The organism is Stenotrophomonas sp. GD03877 (assembly GCF_029840555.1).
In the GTDB taxonomy this organism is placed as follows: Bacteria; Pseudomonadota; Gammaproteobacteria; order Xanthomonadales; family Xanthomonadaceae; genus Stenotrophomonas; species Stenotrophomonas geniculata.
This window is the reverse complement of the sequence record NZ_JAOCCT010000051.1, coordinates 1-20,561: the sequence shown is the minus strand read 5'-3', so window position 1 is coordinate 20,561 and position 20,561 is coordinate 1. Positions and strand designations below refer to the sequence as shown.

Annotated in this window: 20 protein-coding genes; 14 read left to right on the top strand and 6 right to left on the bottom strand. The window is 66.1% G+C overall.

Annotated features, from left to right (window positions below; translation table 11 throughout):
- Window positions 1–58: 58 nt before the first annotated feature.
- The 9 genes from N5D20_RS23415 to hslU all read left to right on the top strand — a co-directional run bounded on the left by N5D20_RS23415 (window position 59) and on the right by hslU (window position 7,762).
- A complete protein-coding gene (locus tag N5D20_RS23415) occupies window positions 59–2,170 on the top strand; it encodes a S9 family peptidase (RefSeq protein WP_197578813.1) in 2,112 nt (703 codons plus the stop codon).
- A gap of 54 nt (window positions 2,171–2,224) precedes the next feature.
- Window positions 2,225–2,650, top strand: coding sequence for a YbaN family protein (locus N5D20_RS23410; RefSeq protein WP_049410994.1), 426 nt, complete (start codon window positions 2,225–2,227; stop codon window positions 2,648–2,650).
- A gap of 82 nt (window positions 2,651–2,732) precedes the next feature.
- Complete coding sequence (locus tag N5D20_RS23405; protein WP_010481380.1) at window positions 2,733–3,005, top strand: lipoprotein; 273 nt, start codon at window positions 2,733–2,735, stop codon at window positions 3,003–3,005.
- Complete coding sequence (gene dapF / locus N5D20_RS23400) at window positions 2,998–3,849, top strand: diaminopimelate epimerase (RefSeq protein ID WP_010481382.1); 852 nt, start codon at window positions 2,998–3,000, stop codon at window positions 3,847–3,849. Before N5D20_RS23405 ends, dapF begins: the two co-directional genes overlap by 8 nt.
- Window positions 3,846–4,520, top strand: a complete 675-nt coding sequence (locus tag N5D20_RS23395) for a DUF484 family protein (RefSeq protein ID WP_197578812.1) — start codon at window positions 3,846–3,848, stop codon at window positions 4,518–4,520. Before dapF ends, N5D20_RS23395 begins: the two co-directional genes overlap by 4 nt.
- A gap of 13 nt (window positions 4,521–4,533) precedes the next feature.
- Window positions 4,534–5,424 carry a tyrosine recombinase XerC gene (gene xerC, locus N5D20_RS23390; protein WP_019337669.1) on the top strand — a complete coding sequence of 297 codons (891 nt, stop codon included), beginning with the start codon at window positions 4,534–4,536 and terminating at the stop codon, window positions 5,422–5,424.
- A 77-nt stretch (window positions 5,425–5,501) separates the two neighbouring features.
- On the top strand, window positions 5,502–5,702 hold the full coding sequence (locus tag N5D20_RS23385) for a DUF3079 domain-containing protein (RefSeq protein WP_006393300.1): 201 nt from the start codon (window positions 5,502–5,504) through the stop codon (window positions 5,700–5,702).
- A 74-nt stretch (window positions 5,703–5,776) separates the two neighbouring features.
- Window positions 5,777–6,328 (top strand): ATP-dependent protease subunit HslV, encoded by a 552-nt coding sequence (gene hslV, locus N5D20_RS23380; protein ID WP_005411093.1) that lies wholly within the window; start codon window positions 5,777–5,779, stop codon window positions 6,326–6,328.
- Between the two features lie 60 nt (window positions 6,329–6,388).
- Complete coding sequence (gene hslU, locus N5D20_RS23375; RefSeq protein WP_019337671.1) at window positions 6,389–7,762, top strand: ATP-dependent protease ATPase subunit HslU; 1,374 nt, start codon at window positions 6,389–6,391, stop codon at window positions 7,760–7,762.
- 54 nt (window positions 7,763–7,816) lie between these two features.
- Here hslU and N5D20_RS23370 read toward each other — a convergent pair whose 3' ends face one another.
- Together N5D20_RS23370 and smeT are read right to left on the bottom strand one after the other, a co-directional pair.
- Window positions 7,817–8,809, bottom strand: a complete 993-nt coding sequence (locus N5D20_RS23370; RefSeq protein WP_197578811.1) for a Gfo/Idh/MocA family oxidoreductase — start codon at window positions 8,807–8,809, stop codon at window positions 7,817–7,819.
- 45 nt (window positions 8,810–8,854) lie between these two features.
- Window positions 8,855–9,514 carry an efflux transporter SmeDEF transcriptional repressor SmeT gene (gene smeT / locus N5D20_RS23365; protein ID WP_197578810.1) on the bottom strand — a complete coding sequence of 220 codons (660 nt, stop codon included), beginning with the start codon at window positions 9,512–9,514 and terminating at the stop codon, window positions 8,855–8,857.
- Between the two features lie 208 nt (window positions 9,515–9,722).
- Here smeT and smeD point away from each other — a divergent pair, with 208 nt between their 5' ends.
- From smeD to smeF, 3 genes are read left to right on the top strand one after another with little or no spacing between them, the layout of a single operon-like run.
- On the top strand, window positions 9,723–10,907 hold the full coding sequence (gene smeD / locus N5D20_RS23360) for a multidrug efflux RND transporter periplasmic adaptor subunit SmeD (protein ID WP_049413310.1): 1,185 nt from the start codon (window positions 9,723–9,725) through the stop codon (window positions 10,905–10,907).
- Window positions 10,908–10,919: 12 nt separating this feature from the next.
- Window positions 10,920–14,042, top strand: coding sequence for a multidrug efflux RND transporter permease subunit SmeE (smeE, locus tag N5D20_RS23355; protein WP_197578809.1), 3,123 nt, complete (start codon window positions 10,920–10,922; stop codon window positions 14,040–14,042).
- Between the two features lie 57 nt (window positions 14,043–14,099).
- The gene (gene smeF, locus N5D20_RS23350; protein ID WP_197578808.1) at window positions 14,100–15,500 is read left to right on the top strand and encodes a multidrug efflux RND transporter outer membrane subunit SmeF; all 1,401 of its coding nucleotides are present in this window, start codon (window positions 14,100–14,102) and stop codon (window positions 15,498–15,500) included.
- Window positions 15,501–15,643: 143 nt separating this feature from the next.
- Here the strand turns inward: smeF and N5D20_RS23345 are convergent, their stop codons facing one another.
- From N5D20_RS23345 to N5D20_RS23330, 4 genes are all read right to left on the bottom strand, one after another.
- Window positions 15,644–16,066 (bottom strand): low affinity iron permease family protein, encoded by a 423-nt coding sequence (locus N5D20_RS23345; protein ID WP_032129005.1) that lies wholly within the window; start codon window positions 16,064–16,066, stop codon window positions 15,644–15,646.
- 76 nt (window positions 16,067–16,142) lie between these two features.
- Complete coding sequence (locus N5D20_RS23340; RefSeq protein ID WP_014038526.1) at window positions 16,143–16,469, bottom strand: hypothetical protein; 327 nt, start codon at window positions 16,467–16,469, stop codon at window positions 16,143–16,145.
- A gap of 75 nt (window positions 16,470–16,544) precedes the next feature.
- Window positions 16,545–16,805 (bottom strand): hypothetical protein, encoded by a 261-nt coding sequence (locus N5D20_RS23335; protein WP_054172528.1) that lies wholly within the window; start codon window positions 16,803–16,805, stop codon window positions 16,545–16,547.
- Between the two features lie 198 nt (window positions 16,806–17,003).
- A complete protein-coding gene (locus tag N5D20_RS23330; RefSeq protein WP_005411083.1) occupies window positions 17,004–17,456 on the bottom strand; it encodes a nucleoside deaminase in 453 nt (150 codons plus the stop codon).
- 80 nt (window positions 17,457–17,536) lie between these two features.
- On the opposite strand from N5D20_RS23330, the gene ubiE reads away from it, so the two are divergent.
- Together ubiE and N5D20_RS23320 are read left to right on the top strand one after the other, a co-directional pair.
- Window positions 17,537–18,298, top strand: a complete 762-nt coding sequence (gene ubiE / locus N5D20_RS23325) for a bifunctional demethylmenaquinone methyltransferase/2-methoxy-6-polyprenyl-1,4-benzoquinol methylase UbiE (RefSeq protein WP_005411082.1) — start codon at window positions 17,537–17,539, stop codon at window positions 18,296–18,298.
- Between the two features lie 246 nt (window positions 18,299–18,544).
- Window positions 18,545–20,473 (top strand): M1 family metallopeptidase, encoded by a 1,929-nt coding sequence (locus N5D20_RS23320; protein WP_197578807.1) that lies wholly within the window; start codon window positions 18,545–18,547, stop codon window positions 20,471–20,473.
- The last annotated feature ends 88 nt before the right edge of the window (window positions 20,474–20,561 follow it).

Genomic DNA, 20,561 nt, shown 5'->3' with positions numbered 1-20,561 from the left:
GAAAAGGGATCTGACCCCGCCGAAGACCATTGCATTGATGCGCCTGGAGCCTTATCTCATGAAATCCACCCTCTGCCTGTTGCTTGCCAGCCTGATGACCACCACTGCCACCGCCGCCACTCCGCCCGTTCCGCCGGATGCCGCCAAGCATCCGCATGTGGTCAAGGCGCCGTTCGGCGCGACCCGCAACGATGACTATTACTGGCTGCGCGACGACAAGCGCAAGAACAAGGACATGCTGGCCTACCTGCAGGCCGAGAATGCCTATGCCGACCAGCTGCTGGCGCCGCTGAAGCCGCTGGAAGACACCCTGTACAAGGAGATCGTCGGCCGCATCAAGCAGGACGATTCCAGCGTGCCGGCGCGCGAGCGTGGCTACTGGTACTACAGCCGCTTCGAGACCGGCCAGGACTACCCGATCCACGCGCGCCGCAAGGGCAGCATGGAGGCCGCCGAGGAAATCCTGCTGGACGTCAACACGATGGCTGCCGGCAAGGGCTACTTCAGTGTCGGCTCGATGGAAGTCAGCCAGGACAACCAGCTGCTGGCCTGGGCCGATGATGATGTCGGCCGCCGCCAGTACACGATCCGCTTCAAGGACCTGGCCACCGGCAAGGTGCTGCCCGACGTGATCACCGGCAGCTCCGGCGACCTGGTCTGGGCCGACGACAACCGCACCGTGCTGTACGTCGAGAACGATCCGGAAACGTTGCTGACCGTGCGCGTGAAGAAGCACGTGCTGGGCACCCCGGCCAGCGCCGACACCGTTGTCTACGAAGAGAAGGACGACAGCTTCTACATGGGGATCGGCCGCACCCGCGACGATCGCTTCATCACCATCGGCGTGCACAGCACCGTGTCCTCGGAAGAGCGCTATGCGCCTGCCAGCGACCCGACCACCTTCACCGTGCTGGCCCCGCGCCAGCGCGACGTCGAGTACGACGCCGACCACTACGATGGCCGCTGGGTGATCCGTACCAACGACGGTGCGAAGAACTTCAAGCTGGTCACCGCACCGACCGATGCGACCTCGCGCGCGCAGTGGAAGGACTGGATCGCGCATGACGATGCGGTGTTCATCGAAGGCTTCGAACTGTTCGATGGCTACACCGCCATTGCCGAACGTTCCGAGGGCCTGGAACGCATCCGCCTGCTGTTCAAGGATGGTCGCAGCGACTACGTGAAGGCCGACGAGCCGGCGTATTCGATGGGCCTGGGCGACAACACCGAGGCCGATACGCCGTGGCTGCGCTACGTCTACACCTCGATGACCACCCCGACCACGGTGTTCGAACTGAACACCGCCACCGGCGAGCGCCGCCAGCTGAAGGTGCAGCCGGTGATCGGCTATGACGCGTCGAAGTACGAAACCGATCGCGTCTGGATCACCGCGCGCGATGGCGTGAAGGTGCCGGTGTCGCTGGTCTACCGCAAGGGCTACCAGAAGGATGGCAAGGGCGCGCTGTTCCAGTACGCCTATGGCAGCTATGGCATGTCGATGGATCCGTACTTCAACCAGACCGCGGTGAGCCTGCTCGACCGTGGCGTGGTGTATGCCATCGCCCATATCCGCGGTGGCCAGGAAATGGGCCGCGACTGGTACGAGAACGGCAAGCTGCTGCACAAGCAGAACACCTTCAACGACTTCATCGACGTCACCCGAGGGCTGGTGGCACAGCGCTGGGCGGCGAAGGATCGCGTCGCCGCATCCGGCGGCAGTGCCGGTGGCCTGCTGATGGGCGCGGTGGCCAACCAGGCCCCGCAGGATTACCGGGTGATGGTGGCGCAGGTGCCGTTCGTCGATGTGGTCACCACCATGCTCGACCCGACCATTCCGCTGACCACCAACGAGTACGACGAGTGGGGCAACCCGGAACAGAAGCCGTACTACGATTACATGCTGTCCTACTCGCCCTATGACAACGTGAAGCAGCAGGCCTATCCGGCGCTGTTCGTGGGCACCGGCCTGTGGGATTCGCAGGTGCAGTACTGGGAACCGGCCAAGTGGGTGGCCAAGCTGCGTGACGACAACACCGGCCACTACCCGATCCTGTTCCGCACCAACATGGAAGCCGGCCACGGCGGCAAGTCGGGGCGCTTCCAGCGCTACCGTGAGCTGTCCGAGTCGTATGCGTTCGTGCTGCAGCAGCTGGGCATCGCCCAGCCGTGATGGCGACAGGGTGCCGGGCACTGCCTGGCACCCTGAACCGGTATCCTTGCGGCCATGAGCGCGCCAGATCCTTCCGCCCCTCGTGACGCCACCACGCCACCGCGCGTGGTGCGTTTCCGCTGGGCGTGGTGGCTGCTGGCGTACGTCAGCCTCGGTACCGGCATCGTCGGCATCTTCGTGCCGGGCCTGCCGACCACCGTATTCATCCTGATCTCGGCGTGGGCCGCCTCGCGCGGCTCCGAGCGCCTGCACACCTGGCTGCTGCAGCATCCACGCTTTGGCCCGGCCATCGCCAACTGGCAGGCGCATGGTGCAGTCAGCCGCTACGGCAAGTGGATGGCCACGATCACCATGGCGGTATGTGCCGGCATCATGTTGTGGTGCGTGCCGATCGCCTGGGTGAAGTGGTTCTCGATCGGCAGCATGACCGTGGTGGCGATCTGGCTGTGGACCCGGCCGCTGCCGCCGCCCGCGGATTGAACCCCTGCGGTGGTGCCGGCTGCTGGCCGGCAACCCGATCCCCTGCACCAACCGCTCAGCCGCCAGTGGCTATACTCGGGGCATGAAGACCCCCCATCGAAACGCCATCCTGATTCCGCTGGCAGCGGCTTCGCTGCTGTTCCTCGCCGCCTGCGGCAACAAGGGCCCGCTGGTACTGCCGCAGAAGCCGGTGCCGGTGGAAGAAACCGTCGAACCGGTTGCCGAGCCCGCGACCGAAGCGACCCCGACGGAGCCCCAGGGCAGCGGCACGCCGGCCACGGCCGTGGACCCGGCTGCACCGACCACCCAACCGGCGCCTGCGCCTGCGAAGAAGGTGGGCGGCGGGAATGAGTAAGGCCGGTTCCAAGGCGCTGCGCTTCAGCAAGATGCATGGCGCGGGCAATGATTTCGTAGTGATCGACCTGCGTGGCGGCACTGCGCCGCCCACGCCTGAACTGGCCGCGCGCCTGGCCGACCGCCACACTGGCGTCGGCTGCGATCAGATCCTGACCATCGAAGCACCGCGCGCGGAAGGCTCGGTGGCGTCCTACCGCATCTGGAATGCCGACGGTTCCAACTCCGAGCAGTGCGGCAACGGCGCGCGCTGCATCGCGGCCTGGCTGGTGCGCGAGGGCAGTGCGCAGGGCGATGCATTCGTCATCGACAGCCCGTTGGCCAGCCACGAAGTGAAGGTGCTGGGCGAGGGCCAGTTCGCGGTAACCATGGGCGTGCCTGCCTTCGAGCCGGCCAACGTGCCGCTGATGGGCTTCGCCCACGCGCGTGAGGAATACCTGCTGCCGTTGCAGGGGGAAAGCGTGCGATTTGCCGCGGTGTCGATGGGCAACCCGCATGCGGTGATCGAAGTGGGCCTGATCGATGCTGCGCCGGTCGAGCGCGTCGGTGCGCTGCTGCAGCAGCATGCATCGTTCCCGCGCTCGGTGAACGTGGGTTTCGCCCAGGTGATGGGCCCGGCGCATGCGCGTCTGCGTGTGAATGAGCGCGGCGTCGGTGAAACCCTGGCTTGTGGCAGCGGTGCCTGTGCCGCTGCGGTGACCCTGATGCAGCGTGGCCGCCTGCAGCGTGACGCGCGCATCAGCCTGCCCGGTGGTGACCTGCGCATCCAGTGGCCGGGCGATGGCCAGCCGGTAGTGATGGCCGGCCCGACCGCATTCGTCTTCGAAGGGGAGTGGATCGCATGACCGAAACCGTCGACAAGCTCGGAGCCCATGAAGTCGCTGCCTGGTTGCGGCGTCATCCGGGCTTCCTCAAGCAGTTCCCGGACCTGGCCCTGACCCTGGTGGTGCCGCGTGACGACGGTCCGACCGCGTCGCTGGCCAGCTACCAGCTGGAAGTGCTGCGCGAGAAGAACCGCGAGCTGGCACGACGGTTGGCCGATCTGGGCGCCACCGCCCAGATCAATGAACGCCTGGCAGTGCGCACGCATCAGCTGACCCTGGCACTGATGAAGCAGGACAACGCCGCCGATACCCTGCGTGCGATGGCCGCCTCGCTGCAGGAAGATTTCGCCGGGGACCTGGTACGGTTGGTGGTGCACACGCCGGTGGCCGGGCTGGAGCAGGCCGACTGGCTGCAGGTGATCGCCGCCGATGATCCGCAGCTGGGCCCGTTCCGCGACTGCCTGAAGGACGGCGAGCCGATCTGCGGCCGCCTGCAGCCGGAAAAGAATGCCGTGCTGTATGGCGTGCGCAGCGAGGAAGTGCAGACCACGGCGCTGCTGCCGCTGCCGGGCGTGGGCCTGATTGCGGTCGGCAGCCACGATCCGCACCGCTTCTATCCGGGCATGGGCACGCTGTTCCTGCGCATGATGGGCGATGCCCTGGTCGCCGGCCTGAAGCGCTTCGCTGGCTGAGCAGGACACGACGATGAGCGCGGTACAGGCCTTCCTGCAGCACCTGCAGGTGGAACGGCGGATGTCGGCGCATACGCTCGATGCCTACCGCCGCGACCTGGACGCGCTGTCGGTCTGGGCCGAGCCACGTGGTGTAGCGGTGGAGGCGCTTGATGCTGACGCAGTGCGCCAGTTCGTCGCCGATGAGCACCGCCGCGGCCTGTCGGCCAAGAGCCTGCAGCGCCGCTTGTCCGCCTGCCGCAGCTTCTATGCCTGGCTGCTCAAGCACGGGCGCATCGAGATCAGTCCGGCGGCGACGCTGAAGGCGCCGCGTGCGCCGCGCCGGTTGCCGCAGGTGCTTGACGCCGACGAAGCCGTGCAGCTGGTCGAGCTGGAACCGGAAGGCGAGCTCGGCCGTCGCGACCGCGCGCTGCTGGAACTGTTCTATTCCTCCGGCCTGCGCCTGAGCGAAGTCTGCGCGCTGACCTGGCGCGATCTGGATTTCGACAGCGGCCTGGTCAACGTGCTGGGCAAGGGCAATCGCCAGCGCCGCGTGCCGTTCGGCAGGCCAGCGCGCGAAGCACTGCAGGCGTGGCGCACGGAAAGTGGCGGTGGACCGGCCTCGCCGGTATTTCCCGGCCGCAACGGGCCGATCAGCCAACGCGCGGTGCAGATCCGCATCCGCCAGCTGGCGCAGCGCCAGGGCCTGTTCAAGCACGTGCACCCGCACATGCTGCGGCACAGTTTCGCCAGCCATATCCTGGAATCATCCGGCGATCTGCGTGGCGTGCAGGAGCTGCTTGGCCATGCCGACATCGCCACCACCCAGATCTACACCCACCTCGATTTCCAGCACCTGGCCAAGGTCTACGACGCCGCGCATCCACGCGCGAAGCGCCGCAACAAGGGCGACACGGCTGAATAGCCCGCCCTTGATCTGGATCAGGGCAGGGCGGGCGCTACCGGCGCATCGTGGCCGCAGGCCACGAGGAACCCGCCACCATGGCGAAGCCCATTCCGCTGCATCCGAAGCATCCCGAGCGCATCTGCTGGGGCTGCGACCGCTACTGCGCAGCTGACGCACTGGCCTGCGGCAATGGCTCCGGTCGCACCCAGCATCCGATCGAGACGCAGGGCGAAGACTGGTATATCGCCTGGGGCATCGAGCCCAATCCGGATCGGCCATCGCAAGCCAAGCGCTGAACGGCAGCCATCCGCACAGGCTTGATCGCACCCGGCGCTGTCCCCATGTCCCGGGAACAGCTATCGGAGGCCGCATGGACCCCAGTCAGAATCCCAACGTTTTCCACGCCACCACCATCGTCTGCGTCCGTCGCGGCGAGCACGTGGCCATTGCCGGCGACGGCCAGGTCACGCTGGGCCACACCGTGATGAAGGGCAACGCGCGCAAGGTGCGCCGCCTCGGTCGTGATGGCCAGGTGCTGGCCGGCTTCGCCGGTGCCGCCGCCGATGCCTTCACCCTGTTCGAGCTGTTCGAGGCCAAGCTGGAAAAGCACGGCCAGCTGCAGCGCGCTGCGGTCGAACTGGCCAAGGATTGGCGCACCGAGCGCCGCCTGGGCAAGCTCGAGGCCCTGCTGGCAGTGGCCGACAAGGAAACCTCGCTGATCATCAGCGGCACCGGCGATGTGATCGAACCGGAGGACGGCATCATCGCCATCGGTTCCGGTGGTTCCTATGCACTGTCGGCCGCACGCGCGCTGATGGCGCACACCGAACTGGATGCGCGCACCATCGCCAGCGAAGCCATTGGCATTGCCGGCGACATCTGCATCTACACCAACCGCAACGTGGTGGTCGAGGAGCTGTAAGGCCTCCCGATCCGCCGGGCATGGCCCGGCGCTACCGACAACGAATCCGTGAGCACATCCATGTCGAAGATCGAAGTTTCCTCCGCCACCATGACCCCGCGCGAGATCGTGCAGGAACTGGACCGGCACATCGTGGGCCAGCACGACGCCAAGCGCGCCGTGGCCATCGCCCTGCGCAACCGCTGGCGCCGCATGCAGCTGGTGCCGGAGCTGCGCAATGAAGTGATGCCGAAGAACATCCTGATGATCGGCCCGACCGGCGTCGGCAAGACCGAAATCGCGCGCCGCCTGGCCACGCTGGCCAACGCACCGTTCGTGAAGGTTGAAGCCACCCGCTTCACCGAAGTCGGCTACGTCGGCAAGGACGTCGAGCAGATCATCCGTGACCTGGCCGATACTGCCGTGAAGCTGTACCGCGAACAGGCCAAGGTGCGCGTGCGTACCCAGGCCGAAGAACGCGCCGAAGACCGTATCCTCGATGCGCTGCTGCCGCGCCGCAGCGGTGGCATCGGTTTCGATCCGGAAGTCGCCCGCAACGAACCGTCGGCGCAGGACAACGAGACCCGCATCAAGTTCCGCAAGATGCTGCGCAACGGTGAGCTGGATGAGCGCGAGATCGAGCTCGACCTGGCCGCGAACGTGAGCATGGACATCATGACCCCGCCGGGCATGGAGGAAATGGGCCAGCAGCTGAAGTCGATGTTCGCCAATCTGGGCGGCGGCGCCAAGGCGCACAAGCGCACGCTGACCATCAAGGCCGCGCGTCCGCTGCTGGTGGAAGAAGAGGCCGGCAAGCTGGTCAACGAAGACGATATCCGCACGGCGGCGATCGAGGCCTGTGAGCAGCACGGCATCGTCTTCATCGACGAGATCGACAAGGTCGCCAAGCGGGGTGATAACGTGGGCGGTGGCGATGTCTCCCGCGAAGGCGTGCAGCGCGACCTGCTGCCGCTGGTGGAAGGCTCCAACGTGTCCACCAAGTACGGCACGATCAAGACCGACCACATCCTGTTCATCGCCTCCGGTGCGTTCCACCTGGCCAAGCCCAGCGACCTGATTCCGGAGCTGCAGGGTCGTTTCCCGATCCGCGTGGAACTGGGAGCGCTGAGCAAGAACGATTTCGTGCGCATCCTGACCGAGCCGAAGGCCGCGCTGACCAAGCAGTACGAAGCGCTGCTGGCCACCGAGGGCGTCAAGGTCAGCTTCACTGCCGACGCCATTGATCGCCTGGCCGAGATCGCCTTCCAGGTGAACGAGCGCCAGGAGAACATCGGTGCCCGCCGCCTGCATACCGTGCTGGAGCGTCTGCTGGATTCGCTCAGCTACGAGGCACCGGACCGTGATGGCGAAACCCTGGCCATCGACAGTGCTTATGTCGATGCGCACCTGGGTGAGCTGGTGCAGGATCCGGACCTGAGCCGCTACATCCTGTAATGCCCGACTCTGCAAAGCCATGGGGCCGCCGAAAGGCGGCCTTTTTGTTGGCGGTCAGTGCGGGTGCCGGGCGCGGTAGGCCTGCAGTACCTGATCGATCACTGCGCTGGTGCGCGCAGCGCTGATGCCGGTCGACGGTGAGCGCCCGTTGCCGCGCAGCTCGTCCGCGATGGAAGCGATCAACGGCTGCTGGACCGACGGCGGGTTCGGGATATCGAACGCCTGCACGCCCGCTTCGGTCTCCAGAACCACCGGAACGTCCTCGAAGGTGGCAAAGCGCAGCTGCCCGCGGTCGCCGGTGATCTCGATCTCATCCTGGCGGCGGAAGGCGCAGAAACTCCATTGCGAGATGCCGTGCGCCCCCGCCCCGGTGCGGAAGCACATCGAGACGCTGTCCTCGGCGGCGTAGGCGCCGGTCAACGAACTGGCCAGGCCACGCACATCGCTCAGCGGCCCCAAGAGATGGTCGAGCAGATCCAGGGTATGCGAGCCCAGATCGACGAACAGCCCGCCGCCGGCGATCGCCGGATTGGTCCGCCAGAAGTCCGGCGAGGCGGCATTCGCCGAATGCGGCCGATGCAGGGTGGCGCGCACGCTGCGCGGCGTACCGATTGCGCCGCTGTCCAGCAGCTGCTTCACCTGTGCGAAGCGGGGCAGGGCGCGGCGGTAGTAGGCCACGAATACCGGCACGCCGCTGCGCGCGCTGGCCTCCAGCACGCGTTCGCATTCCGCGTGATCCATCGCCATCGGCTTTTCGATGTAGACCGGCTTGCCCGCGGCGATCGCCTGCAGCGCGTACTGCATGTGCGTGGAGGGCGGCGTTGCAACGTAGATCGCGTTCACTTCCGGATCGGCGATGAGCGCATCGGCGTCCGCGTACCAGCGGGGAATGGCATGGCGCCGCGCGTAATCCTCGGCCAACGCCGCATTGCGACGCATGACCGCTGCCACGCGTGAGCCGGGTGTGCTGGCCAGGGCGGGGCCGCTCTTCTTCTCGGTGACACTGCCGCAGCCGATGAAGCCCCACACCACATTGTCCAGGATCATGGGTCTGTCCTCAGATGGGTGCGGCGGCGGTGGCGGCAGCGCCGCTCACGCTTCCGGCAACGGCTCGGGCACCGTTCCGGGCACGAACACGCCATCCTTCACGTAGGCGGCCAGGGTCATGTCCAGCGCGAGCATGCCGTCGCGCTTGAGGTCCATCAGTTCCGGTTCGACCATCGCGCCGTGCAGCACGCCCAGCACGGTGGCGTGCAGCATGCGTGCGGCGATCTTCGGGTCGGCACCCTCGCGCAGCTGGCCCAGATCGCGGGCCCGGCGCAGCGCACGTTCCATCCGGTCGAGCGCATCGCGGAAACCGGCCTGCTGCAGTTCGGTCAGCACCCTGGTGTCTGCCGATGCGTCGCTGCGCAGCATGATCTCCATGGTCTTGCGCAGGCGCTCATCTTCGGACAGCTCGATGAACGAATGGATCATCACCGCGCGCAGGTCGTGCACGGGGGTGTCGCGCTGGTCGCTGGAGGTGCGCTCCAGTTCCTGCATGAAGGGCAGATGCACCCGTTCGACGATCGCGGCCAGCACCTCGCTCTTGTTCTTGAAGTGCCAGTAGACCGCGCCGCGGGTGTAGCCGGCGCGGGCACCGATCATCTCCAGCGTGGTACGGGCCACGCCGTGTTCATGGAAGCAGGCTTCGGCGGCGTCAAGGATGCCTTCCCGGGTTGCCTGGGTGTCCTCTTTGGTCTTGCGGGCCATGGATGGGTACGAGTGCGGGTGAAACGTGGCTGAATTGTACCTGTTTACAAACAAACACGCATGTATGTATATTTCCGTCCCATCATTCCCACCGTGTGCGTGGCAGGCCGTTGCCGGCTGCTTCTCCCCGCCGGTGAGCGTTGCCTGCTGGCGCTTTCGGCCTGTATCAGCGCGTTTTGAGATTCCTTCCCCTGAGAGCCTTTCCGTCATGTTGCTGAGCCGAATCCGACCCATCGCGCTGTCGCTGGCCATCGCCGCGACCGTGGCTGCCTGCGGCGGCCAACCCCAGGCCCCCGAACAGGGCCCCGGTGACGTCACCGTGGTCACGCTGAAGTCCGAGACCGTGGGCCTGACCCGCGAACTGCCGGGCCGTACCAATGCCTTCCTGGTCGCCGAAGTGCGCCCGCAGGTCAATGGCATCGTCGCCAAGCGCCTGTTCACCGAAGGTGGCATGGTCAAGGCCGGCGAGCCGCTGTACCAGCTCGACGACGCCAGCTACCGCGCCCAGGCCAACAACGCCCGCGCCCAGCTGGCCCGCGCCGAAGCCACCGCCAATGCCGCCCGCCTGAGCGCCAAGCGCATCACCGAGCTGGCCAAGGTCGACGCGGTCAGCCAGCAGGATCTGGAAAACGCCGTGGCCGCGCAGAAGCAGGCCGAGGCCGACGTCGGTGCCGCCAAGGCATCGCTGGATGCGGCCAACGTCACCCTCGGCTACGCCCGTATCACCGCGCCGATCAGCGGCCGCATCGGCAAGTCCAGCGTCACCCAGGGTGCGCTGGTCAACGCCGGCCAGGCCAATGCGCTGGCCACCGTGCAGCAGCTTGATCCGATCTATGTCGACCTGACCCAGTCCTCGGCCGAGCTGCTGCAGCTGCGCCGCGAACTGGCCGCCGGCCGCCTGCAGGACAACCAGACGCTGCCGGTCAGCATCCTGATGGAAGACGGCAGCACCTTCGAGCACAAGGGCACGCTGGAGTTCTCCGAAGTCAGCGTCGATCCGGCCACCGGCAGCTTTGGCCTGCGCGTGAAGGTGGACAACCCGGACGGCCTGCTGATGCCGGGCATGTATGTGCGCGCAGTGATCGGCGGCGGCGTGCGCAGCGATGCGGTGCTGGTACCGATGGCCGGCATCGCCCGCGATCCGAAGGGTGACACCTCCGCGATGGTGGTCGACAAGGACAACAAGGTCGAAGTGCGCCCGGTCAAGGTCAGCCGCACGGTTGGCGACAAGTGGCTGGTCGAGGACGGTCTGAAGGCCGGCGACAAGGTCATCGTCGAAGGCCTGCAGAAGATCGGCCCCGGCATGCCGGTCAAGGCCACCGAGAAGGGCGCTGCTCCGGCCAAGCCGGCAGCGGCCGCCCAGCCTGCCGCTCCGGCCGGCGACGCGAAGTAAGCGGAGAACCCCATGGCACGCTTTTTCATCGATCGACCCATCTTCGCGTGGGTGATCGCCATCATCATCATGCTCGCCGGCGGCCTGGCCCTGTTCAAGCTGCCGGTCTCGATGTACCCCAACGTCGCACCGCCGGCGGTGGAAATCAGCGCCACCTACCCGGGTGCATCGGCCAAGGTGGTCGAGGACTCGGTGACGCAGATCATCGAGCAGAACATGAAGGGCCTTGATGGCCTGATCTACTTCTCCTCCAACAGCTCGTCCAACGGCCAGGCCACCATCACCCTGACCTTCGAGAGCGGCACCAACCCGGACATCGCCCAGGTGCAGGTGCAGAACAAGCTGCAGCTGGCGATGCCGCTGCTGCCGCAGGAAGTGCAGCGGCAGGGCATCAACGTGGCCAAGTCCAGCTCGGGCTTCCTGAACGTCATCGCGTTCGTGTCCGAGAACGGCAGCATGGACGCCAACGACATCGCCGACTACGTCGGTTCCAATGTCGTCGACCGTCTGAGCCGCGTGCCGGGCGTGGGCAACATCCAGGTGTTCGGTGGCAAGTACGCCATGCGTATCTGGCTGGATCCGAACAAGCTGCATACCTATGGCCTGTCGGTTGCCGAAGTGACCGCAGCGATCAAGGCACAGAACGCCCAGGTCGCCATCGGCCAGCTCGGCGGTGCGCCGTCGATCAAGGGCCAGCAGCTCAATGCCACCATCAACGCGCAGTCGCGCCTGCAGACCCCGGAACAGTTCCGCAACATCATCGTGCGCGGTGCGCAGGACGGTGCCGAGCTGCGCCTGGGTGATGTCGCCCGCGTCGAGCTGGGTGCGGAATCGTACGACTTCGTCACCCGCTACAACGGCCAGCCGGCCAGCGGCTTGGCGGTCACCCTGGCCACCGGCGCCAACGCGCTGGATACAGCCGCCGGCGTGGATGCCGCGCTGCAGGACATGAAGAGCTTCTTCCCGGCCGGCCTGAAGGCCGAGATCCCGTACGACACGACCCCGTTCGTGCGTGTGTCGATCAAGGGCGTGGTGCAGACCCTGATCGAAGCGATCGTGCTGGTGTTCGTGGTGATGTACCTGTTCCTGCAGAACTTCCGCGCCACCCTGATCCCGACCATCGCCGTGCCGGTGGTGCTGCTGGGTACCTTCGGCGTGCTGGCGATGCTGGGCTTCTCGGTGAACATGCTGACCATGTTCGCGATGGTGCTGGCGATCGGCCTGCTGGTGGATGATGCCATCGTGGTGGTGGAGAACGTCGAGCGCATCATGTCCGAGGAAGGACTGTCGCCGCTGGAGGCCACCCGCAAGTCGATGGGCCAGATCACCGGCGCGCTGGTCGGCATCGGCCTGGTGCTGTCGGCGGTGTTCGTGCCGATGGCCTTCATGAGCGGCTCCACCGGCGTGATCTATCGCCAGTTCTCGGCCACGATCGTTTCGGCGATGGCACTGTCGGTGCTGGTCGCGATCGTGCTGACCCCGGCGCTGTGCGCGACCATGCTCAAGCCGCTGAAGAAGGGCGAGCACCACGTCGCCCATCGCGGCCTGGCCGGTCGCTTCTTCAATGGCTTCAACCGCGGCTTCGACCGCACCAGCGAAAGCTACCAGCGCGGCGTGCGCGGCATCATCCATCGTCCGTGGCGCTTCATGGGCATCGTGGCGGCACTGTTCGTGCTGATGGGCGTGTTGTTCGTGCGCCTGCCCAGCTCGTTCCTGCCCAACGAAGACCAGGGCGTGCTGATGGCGCTGGTGCAGGCACCGGTCGGTGCCACCCAGGAACGTACGCTGGAATCGATCGCGGCACTGGAAAACCACTTCCTGCAGAACGAGAAGGATGGGGTGGACTCGGTGTTCTCGGTGCAGGGCTTCAGCTTCGCCGGCATGGGCCAGAACGCGGGCATGGCGTTCGTCAAGCTGAAGGACTGGAGCGAGCGTGACGCCAACAATGGCGTGATGCCGATCACCGGTCGCGCGATGGCGGCACTGGGCCAGATCAAGGATGCCTTCATCTTCGCCTTCCCGCCGCCGGCCATTCCGGAACTGGGTACCGCTTCGGGTTACACCTTCTTCCTGAAGGACAACAGCGGCCAGGGCCACGAGGCACTGGTGGCCGCGCGCAACCAGCTGCTCGGCCTCGCCGCCGGCAGCAAGAAACTGGCCAACGTGCGCCCGAACGGCCAGGAAGACACGCCGCAGTTCCGCATCGACATCGATGCGGCCAAGGCGACTTCGCTGGGGCTGTCGATCGACCAGGTCAACGGCACGCTGGCCGCCGCATGGGGCAGCTCGTACATCGACGACTTCGTCGATCGTGGCCGCGTCAAGCGTGTGTTCGTGCAGGCCGACCAGCCGTTCCGCATGGTGCCGGAGGACTTCGATCTCTGGTCCGTGAAGAACGACAAGGGCGAGATGGTGCCGTTCAGCGCGTTCGCCACCAAGCACTGGGACTACGGTTCGCCGCGTCTTGAGCGCTACAACGGTGTGTCGGCGATGGAAATCCAGGGTGAACCGGCCCCGGGTGTCGCCTCCGGTGACGCCATGGCCGAGATCGAACAGTTGGCCAAGCAGCTGCCGGCGGGCTTCGGCATCGAGTGGACGGCGATGTCCTACCAGGAACGTCAGGCCGGCTCGCAGACGCCGCTGCTGTACACGCTGTCGCTGATGATCGTGTTCCTGTGCCTGGCCGCGATGTACGAAAGCTGGAGCGTGCCGACGGCGGTGCTGCTGGCGGCCCCGCTGGGCATCCTCGGCGCGGTGCTGGCCAACACCTTCAAGGGCCTGGAGCGCGACATCTACTTCCAGGTGGCGATGCTGACCACGGTGGGCCTGACCAGCAAGAACGCGATCCTGATCGTCGAGTTCGCCAAGGAGAACCTGGAGAAGGGCGCCAGCTTGATCGAGTCGATCATGCATGCCGTGCGCGACCGCTTGCGTCCGATCGTGATGACCTCGCTGGCCTTCGGCATGGGCGTGGTACCGCTGGCGGTCTCCACCGGTGCCGGTTCTGGTGCAAAGCAGGCGATCGGCACCGGCGTGCTCGGCGGCATGATCGTCGGCACCGTGCTCGGCGTGTTCTTCGTGCCGCTGTTCTTCGTGGTGGTGCAGCGCGTGTTCAAGCGCAAATCTGCGACGTAAGCGAAACGGTAGTGCCGGCCGCTGGCCGGCACTACCTCCTGCCATCCGGCAGTACCGATGGAAGTCATTCCCATGAAAAGTGCATCCCTGTTCCTTTCCATTGCCGGCGTGCTCACGCTCGCTGGCTGCTCCACTCTGGTGCCGAAGAACACCGCTGTCGCTCCGGCGATTCCGGCGCAGTGGCCGGCCGAGGCCGCGCAGGGCGAGGTGGCCGATGTCGCCGCCGTCGGCTGGCGCGACTTCTTCACCGATGTGCGCCTGCAGCAGGTGATCGACCAGTCGCTGCAGAACAACCGCGACCTGCGCGTGGCCGTACTCAACGTTGAACGCGCGCGCGGCCAGTACCGCGTGCAACGTGCCGACCGCGTGCCCGGCGTGGCTGTCACCGGCCAGATGGATCGCCGAGGCACCGACGCGGGCGTCACCGAGCAGTTCACCGCCGGTGTCGGCGTGGCCGAATTCGAGCTGGACCTGTTCGGCCGAGTGCGCAACCTCAGCGAAGCGGCACTGCAACAGTACTTCGCCGTGGCCGCCAACCGCCGTAACGCGCAGCTGAGCCTGGTGGCCGAGACCGCGACTGCGTGGCTGACCTACGGTGCCGACGCGCAGCGGCTGAAGATCGCCGATGCCACGCTGAAGACCTACGAGGATTCGCTGCGCCTGGCCGAGGCCCGCCACGAGCGCGGTGGCAGTTCGGCGCTGGAGCTGACCCAGACCCGGACCCTGGTCGAGACCGCACGTACGGATGCTGCACGCCTGCGTGGCCAGCTGGCTCAGGACCGCAATGCGCTGGCGCTGCTGGCCGGTGGCCAGCTGGATCCGACACTGCTGCCGGACAGCATCGAACCGCAGCTGCTTGCTCTGGCACCGCCGCCGGCTGGCCTGCCCAGCGACGTGCTGCTGCAGCGTCCGGACATCATGGCCGCCGAACACCAGCTGCTGGCCGCAAACGCCAACATCGGTGCGGCACGCGCAGCGTTCTTCCCGAGCATCTCGTTGACCGGCAGCATCGGCAGTGGTTCGAACGAACTGTCCAACCTGTTCGACAGTGGCACCCGCGTGTGGAGTTTCCTGCCGAAGATCACCCTGCCGATCTTCCAGGGTGGCAAGCTGCGCGCCAACCTGGCCATCGCCAACGCTGATCGTGATATCGCACTGGCGCAATACGAGAAGTCGATCCAGGTGGGCTTCCGCGAAACCGCCGATGCGCTGGCATTGAACGTCAGCCTGGATGAGCAGGTGAGTTCACAGCAGCGCCTGGTGGATGCGGCCGAACAGGCCAACCGTCTGTCGCAGGCCCGCTACGACGCGGGGCTGGACAGCTTCGTCACCCTGCTTGATGCGCGGCGTACCGCCTACAACGCGCAGCAGACCCAGCTGCAGGCCCAGCTGGCGCAACAGGCCAACCGCATCACCCTGTACAAGGTGCTGGGTGGCGGCTGGCACGAGCGCGGGTAGTCCGCGCTTCCGGTAGGTGCCAACCTTGGTTGGCACGGATGCGTCAGCGCTGGTGGCTGGCCCTGTGCCAACGAAGGTTGGCACCTGCCTTGATGATCGATGGTAGTGCCGGCCGCTGGCCGGCATTGTCATTTCCGGACCTGCTACACCGCTTCATCGTCGCGCCGCGCTGCATGGCAGGCGCGCACCCGCGCCAGCGCGTCGCCGGCTTCGCGTGCCATCTGCTCGTACTCGCGACGGATCTCTTCCAGCCGCTCTTCGTCCAGTTCTTCCAGATCCAACAGTTCGTTGTTGGCTTCGGCCGTCGCCCGGATCAGCTCGTCCAGCTTGATCTGCATCGCGGCGGTATCCGCGTTCTGCGTGTGCTGGATCAGGAACACCATGAGGAAGGTGATGATGGTGGTGCCGGTGTTGATCACCAGCTGCCAGGTGTCGTTGAAACCGAATACCGGGCCACTGATGCCCCAGATCACCACGATCGCCACCGCTGCCAGGAAGGTCCACGGCGAGCCGGTGGCGGCCGCGGCCTTCTTGGCGATCGTATTGAACAGGTTGCGTGCTTTCATCGTCGTCGTCCCACTCGGGTGACGAGGATGATCGGCAGTGGCTCGTGCAGGGGCCGTGCAGCCGCCCAGGTGTAGATCAGGCGCGCAGGCGTGGCGCGTCCTGCAGGCGCACCGGACTGGTCTGGTAGACGTGCTGCCAGCAACGATCAACGAACTCGCGGGCCTGGGCTTCGCTCAGGCGCGGCATGATCTGCAGGGCGTACTGGGTCTGGAACATCTCGTCGCGCTGCGCATTGCTGGCGCGCGGCTGGGTGATCAGCGAATCGCAGGCGAACTTGATCCACGGTACGTAGGAGCCGAACGAGTTGTGCGGTAGTGCGCCATCGGCATGCTGGCGGCGCCAGTGGTCAAGCTCGGCGTCAACGTTGATGACCGGGGGAATGGTGGGGACTTCGGCGTGCATGACAATCCAGTTCGGTTGAGTGGAAAGGGAGTGGGGGTTCATCCGAGTGTGGCCGATGAGGCAGTGGATGCCGCGTCAGCGCGATGTGCAGCTGGCGTTGCGATTGCCTATCAACTGCGCATGCTCGACCGCGCCGAGGTCTTCGGCCATGTCGGCCATCGCATTGCACAGGCGCTCATGGTCGAGCGGGTGGCCGCGTACCAGTTCCAGCTGCAGGCTCTGGTAGGCGGTCCAGAACAGCGCGCCACGCTGGTGCAGCGCGTACTGCTGCTGCAGGCGCTTGCGGATGGCGTCGAGGATCGGGTCGGGCGTGGGGCGTACGGCGTGCGCGCACATGGCTGGCTCCGCCGGGGAAAGGAGTCCCGGTAACCCCACCCTAGGCGCGGCGGCCGGGTGGGGTGTTACCGCAGCGTGTGCACGTTGCGTAGCTGACTGTGCACGGGTTCACGGCAATGGCCGCAAACGCTGCCGGCACTGGGGCGTGCCGGCACTGAAGCGTTCATTAAGCGGGTTCAACAGGACACTGCACGGTGATCATTCACCGATGTCTTCGTTCCAGATCTCCGGGTGCTGCGCAATGAAGCCGCCCAGCAGGTCCACGCATTCCTGGCTGTCCAGGTCGATCACGTTGACGCCGTTTTCCCGCAGCCAGTCGATGCCGCCCTGGAAGGTGCGCGATTCGCCCACCACCACGGTGCCGATGTTGAACTGGCGCACCAGCCCCGAGCAGTACCAGCACGGAGCCAGGGTGGTGACCATGATGGTGTCCTGGTAGCGGCGCTGGCGGCCGGCCTTGCGGAACGCATCGGTTTCGCCATGCACCGACGGATCGCCTTCCTGGACGCGGCGGTTATGGCCGCAGCCGAGCAGGCGGCCGTCGTTGTGGTACAGCGCCGCGCCGATCGGCACGCCACCTTCGGCCAGGCCCTGGCGGGCTTCGGCGATGGCGGTCTGCAGCAGGGCCTGGTAGTCGGGCGTGGTGATCATGCGGGGCTCCGGTAAGTCGTGGCCCGCCATGATACGGGCAGGGGGTGCCGCTGGCCCCCGGCGGTGCGATAATCGGGGCCATGAGCGAATCCCCCTACAAAGCCGGTACCACCCATTTCGGGTTCCGCGACGTCGCCGCCAAGGACAAGCAGAAGCTGGTCGGCCAGGTGTTCACCTCGGTCGCGCGCAACTACGACCTGATGAACGACCTGATGAGCCTGGGCGTGCACCGGGCGTGGAAGCGCTACTACGTGGCGACCGCGCAGGTGAAGCCGGGCGACCGCGTGCTCGACCTGGCGGGCGGCACCGGCGACATCGCCGCCCTGCTGAAGGAGCGCGTTGGCGCCGAGGGCTCGGTGGTGCTGGGCGACATCAACGCCGGCATGCTGTCGGTCGGCCGTGACCGCCTGACCAACCGCGGCCTGGTGCTCGGCCTGGACTACGTGCAGTGCAACGCTGAAGCCCTGCCGTTCCCGGACAACAGCTTCGACCTGGTCACCATTGCCTTCGGCCTGCGCAACGTGACCGACAAGGACGCCGGCCTGCGCGAGATGTACCGCGTGCTGAAGGTGGGCGGCCAGGCCCGCGTGCTGGAGTTCTCCGAAGTCACTGCGGACTGGTTCAAGCCGATCTACGACTTCCACTCGTTCAAGATCCTGCCCAAGCTGGGCAAGTTGTTCGCCAATGATTCGGACAGCTACCAGTACCTGGCCGAAAGCATCCGCAAGCACCCGCCGCAGGATGAACTGAAGGCGATGATGGGGCAGGCCGGTTTCGAGCGCTGCCACTACAAGAACCTGACCGGCGGCATCGTTTCGATCCACTCCGGCTACAAGCTGTAAGCCTTGCCCTGGTGGGTGCCAACCTTGGTTGGCACTCGGCCGCTGCGGTCATCCGCTCTGGTAGGTGCCGACCTTGGTCGGCACGGGCCTGCCACATGCGATGAAAGATTCGTGCCAACCAAGGTTGGCACCTACCAGGGGCGCAGCCGCAGGATCGGCCTTGGCCGCATTACCCCGCACCGCGCAACGCCTGCCGGGCCGGAGGGAGGTACCATTGGGGTTTGATCCCCGTAACGGTCCCGATTCATGCGTAATCCGCTGATGCTCCTTCCGCTGGCCGTGGCCCTGGCCGCCGGCTGCTCCCAGGAGGCGGCCGCGCCCGCCGCTGCCCCGACTGCCGAAAAGGCCCCCGCCGCCCCCGTGAACGCCGAGAACCGCAGCCACGACGAAAGCTCGTACGCCGAGCCGGACAAGGTCGTCATCAAGGACATCGCGCTGGATCTGAAGCTGGACTTCGACCAGAAGCAGATCGGCGGCACCGCCACCTATACCCTGGAATGGAAGCAGAAGGACGCCAAGCAGCTGGTGCTCGACACCCGTGAGCTGACCGTGTCCAAGGTCGAGGCCGTCGGCGCCGATGGCGCGCGCAGCCCGCTGAAGTTCGAGCTGGCCGCCGCTGACAAGGTGTTCGGCAGCAAGCTGACCATCGAGGCCCCGGAACAGCCGGCCAAGGTGGAAGTGACCTACCACACCGCACCGACCGCCTCGGGCCTGCAGTGGCTGGCGCCGTCGATGACCGAAGGCAAGAAGCTGCCCTTCATGTTCAGCCAGTCGCAGGCCATCCATGCCCGTTCCTGGGTGCCGCTGCAGGACACCCCCAGCGTGCGCTTCACCTACAGCGCGCACGTGGTCTCGCGCCCGGACGTGATGGTGCTGATGAGCGCCGACAACGATCCGAAGGCCGCGCGTGACGGTGACTACACCTTCAAGATGCCGCAGCCGATTCCGTCCTACCTGCTGGCCATCGCCGCCGGTGACCTGGTGTTCGAGCCGATCTCCGGCCGCTCCGGCGTCTGGGCCGAGCCGACCATGGTCAACAAGGCCGCCAAGGAATTCGAAGACACCGAGAAGATGATCGGTGCCGCCGAGAAGCTGTACGGCGAATACCGTTGGGGCCGCTACGACATGCTGGTGCTGCCGCCGTCGTTCCCGTTCGGTGGCATGGAAAACCCGCGCCTGACCTTCGCCACCCCGACCGTGATCGTCGGTGACAAGTCGCTGGTCTCGCTGGTCGCCCACGAACTGGCGCACAGCTGGTCGGGCAACCTGGTGACCAACGCCAGCTGGAAGGACATCTGGCTCAATGAAGGCTTCACCACTTACGTCCAGGGCCGCATCACCGAAGCCCTGTACGGCAAGGAGATGGCCGAGATGGAGAAGCAGATCGACCAGACCGACCTGCTGGCCGAAGTGAAGGACATGAGCCCGGCCGACCAGGCGTTGGCGCTGCCGCCGCTGAACGAACGTGACCCCGACGAAGCCCTCAGCCAGGTCGCCTACGTCAAGGGTTCGTGGTTCCTGGAATTCCTGGAGCAGCGCTTCGGCCGCGAGACCTTCGATCCGTTCCTGCGTGGCTGGTTCGATGACCACGCCTTCCAGAGCGCCAACACCGACCAGTTCGTCGAGTACCTGAAGAAGAACCTGCTGCCGAAGAATCCGTCGGCGGTCACCGACGCCGAACTGAAGGCGTGGCTGGACGAGCCGGGCATTCCGGCCTTCGCCGCCAAGGCGCAGTCGCGCAACTTCAGCAGCGTCGATACGGCGCGCATCGCCTTCGCCAGCGCCGGCACCGTGCCGAGCAGCCAGGTCATCGCCGACTGGAGCACGCAGGAATGGGTGCGCTTCATCGATGGTCTGGGCGCCACCCAGCCGCTGGACAAGCTGGCCACGCTGGACAAGGCCTTCCACTTCACCGGCACCCCGAATGGCGAGATCGCCATGCGCTGGTACCCGCTGGCGATCCGCAGCGGCTACGAGCAGGCCAATGAAGGCGCGGCGGCATTCATCGAGCGCGTCGGCCGTCGCAAGCTGATCCTGCCGATCTACGCCGAACTGGTGAAGACCCCGAAGGGGCTGGAGCTGGCCAAGCAGGCCTTCGAAAAGGCCAAGCCGGGCTACCACCCGATCACCACTGCCTCGGTCCAGGACATGCTGGCCAAGGCTGAAGCCAAGTAAGAAAACGCGCCGGGCATCCCCCGGCGCTTTTTTTGTAGAGTCGAGATCCTATGTTCGTGGTCAAGCCTGCTGGAAGCAGGCTTGACCG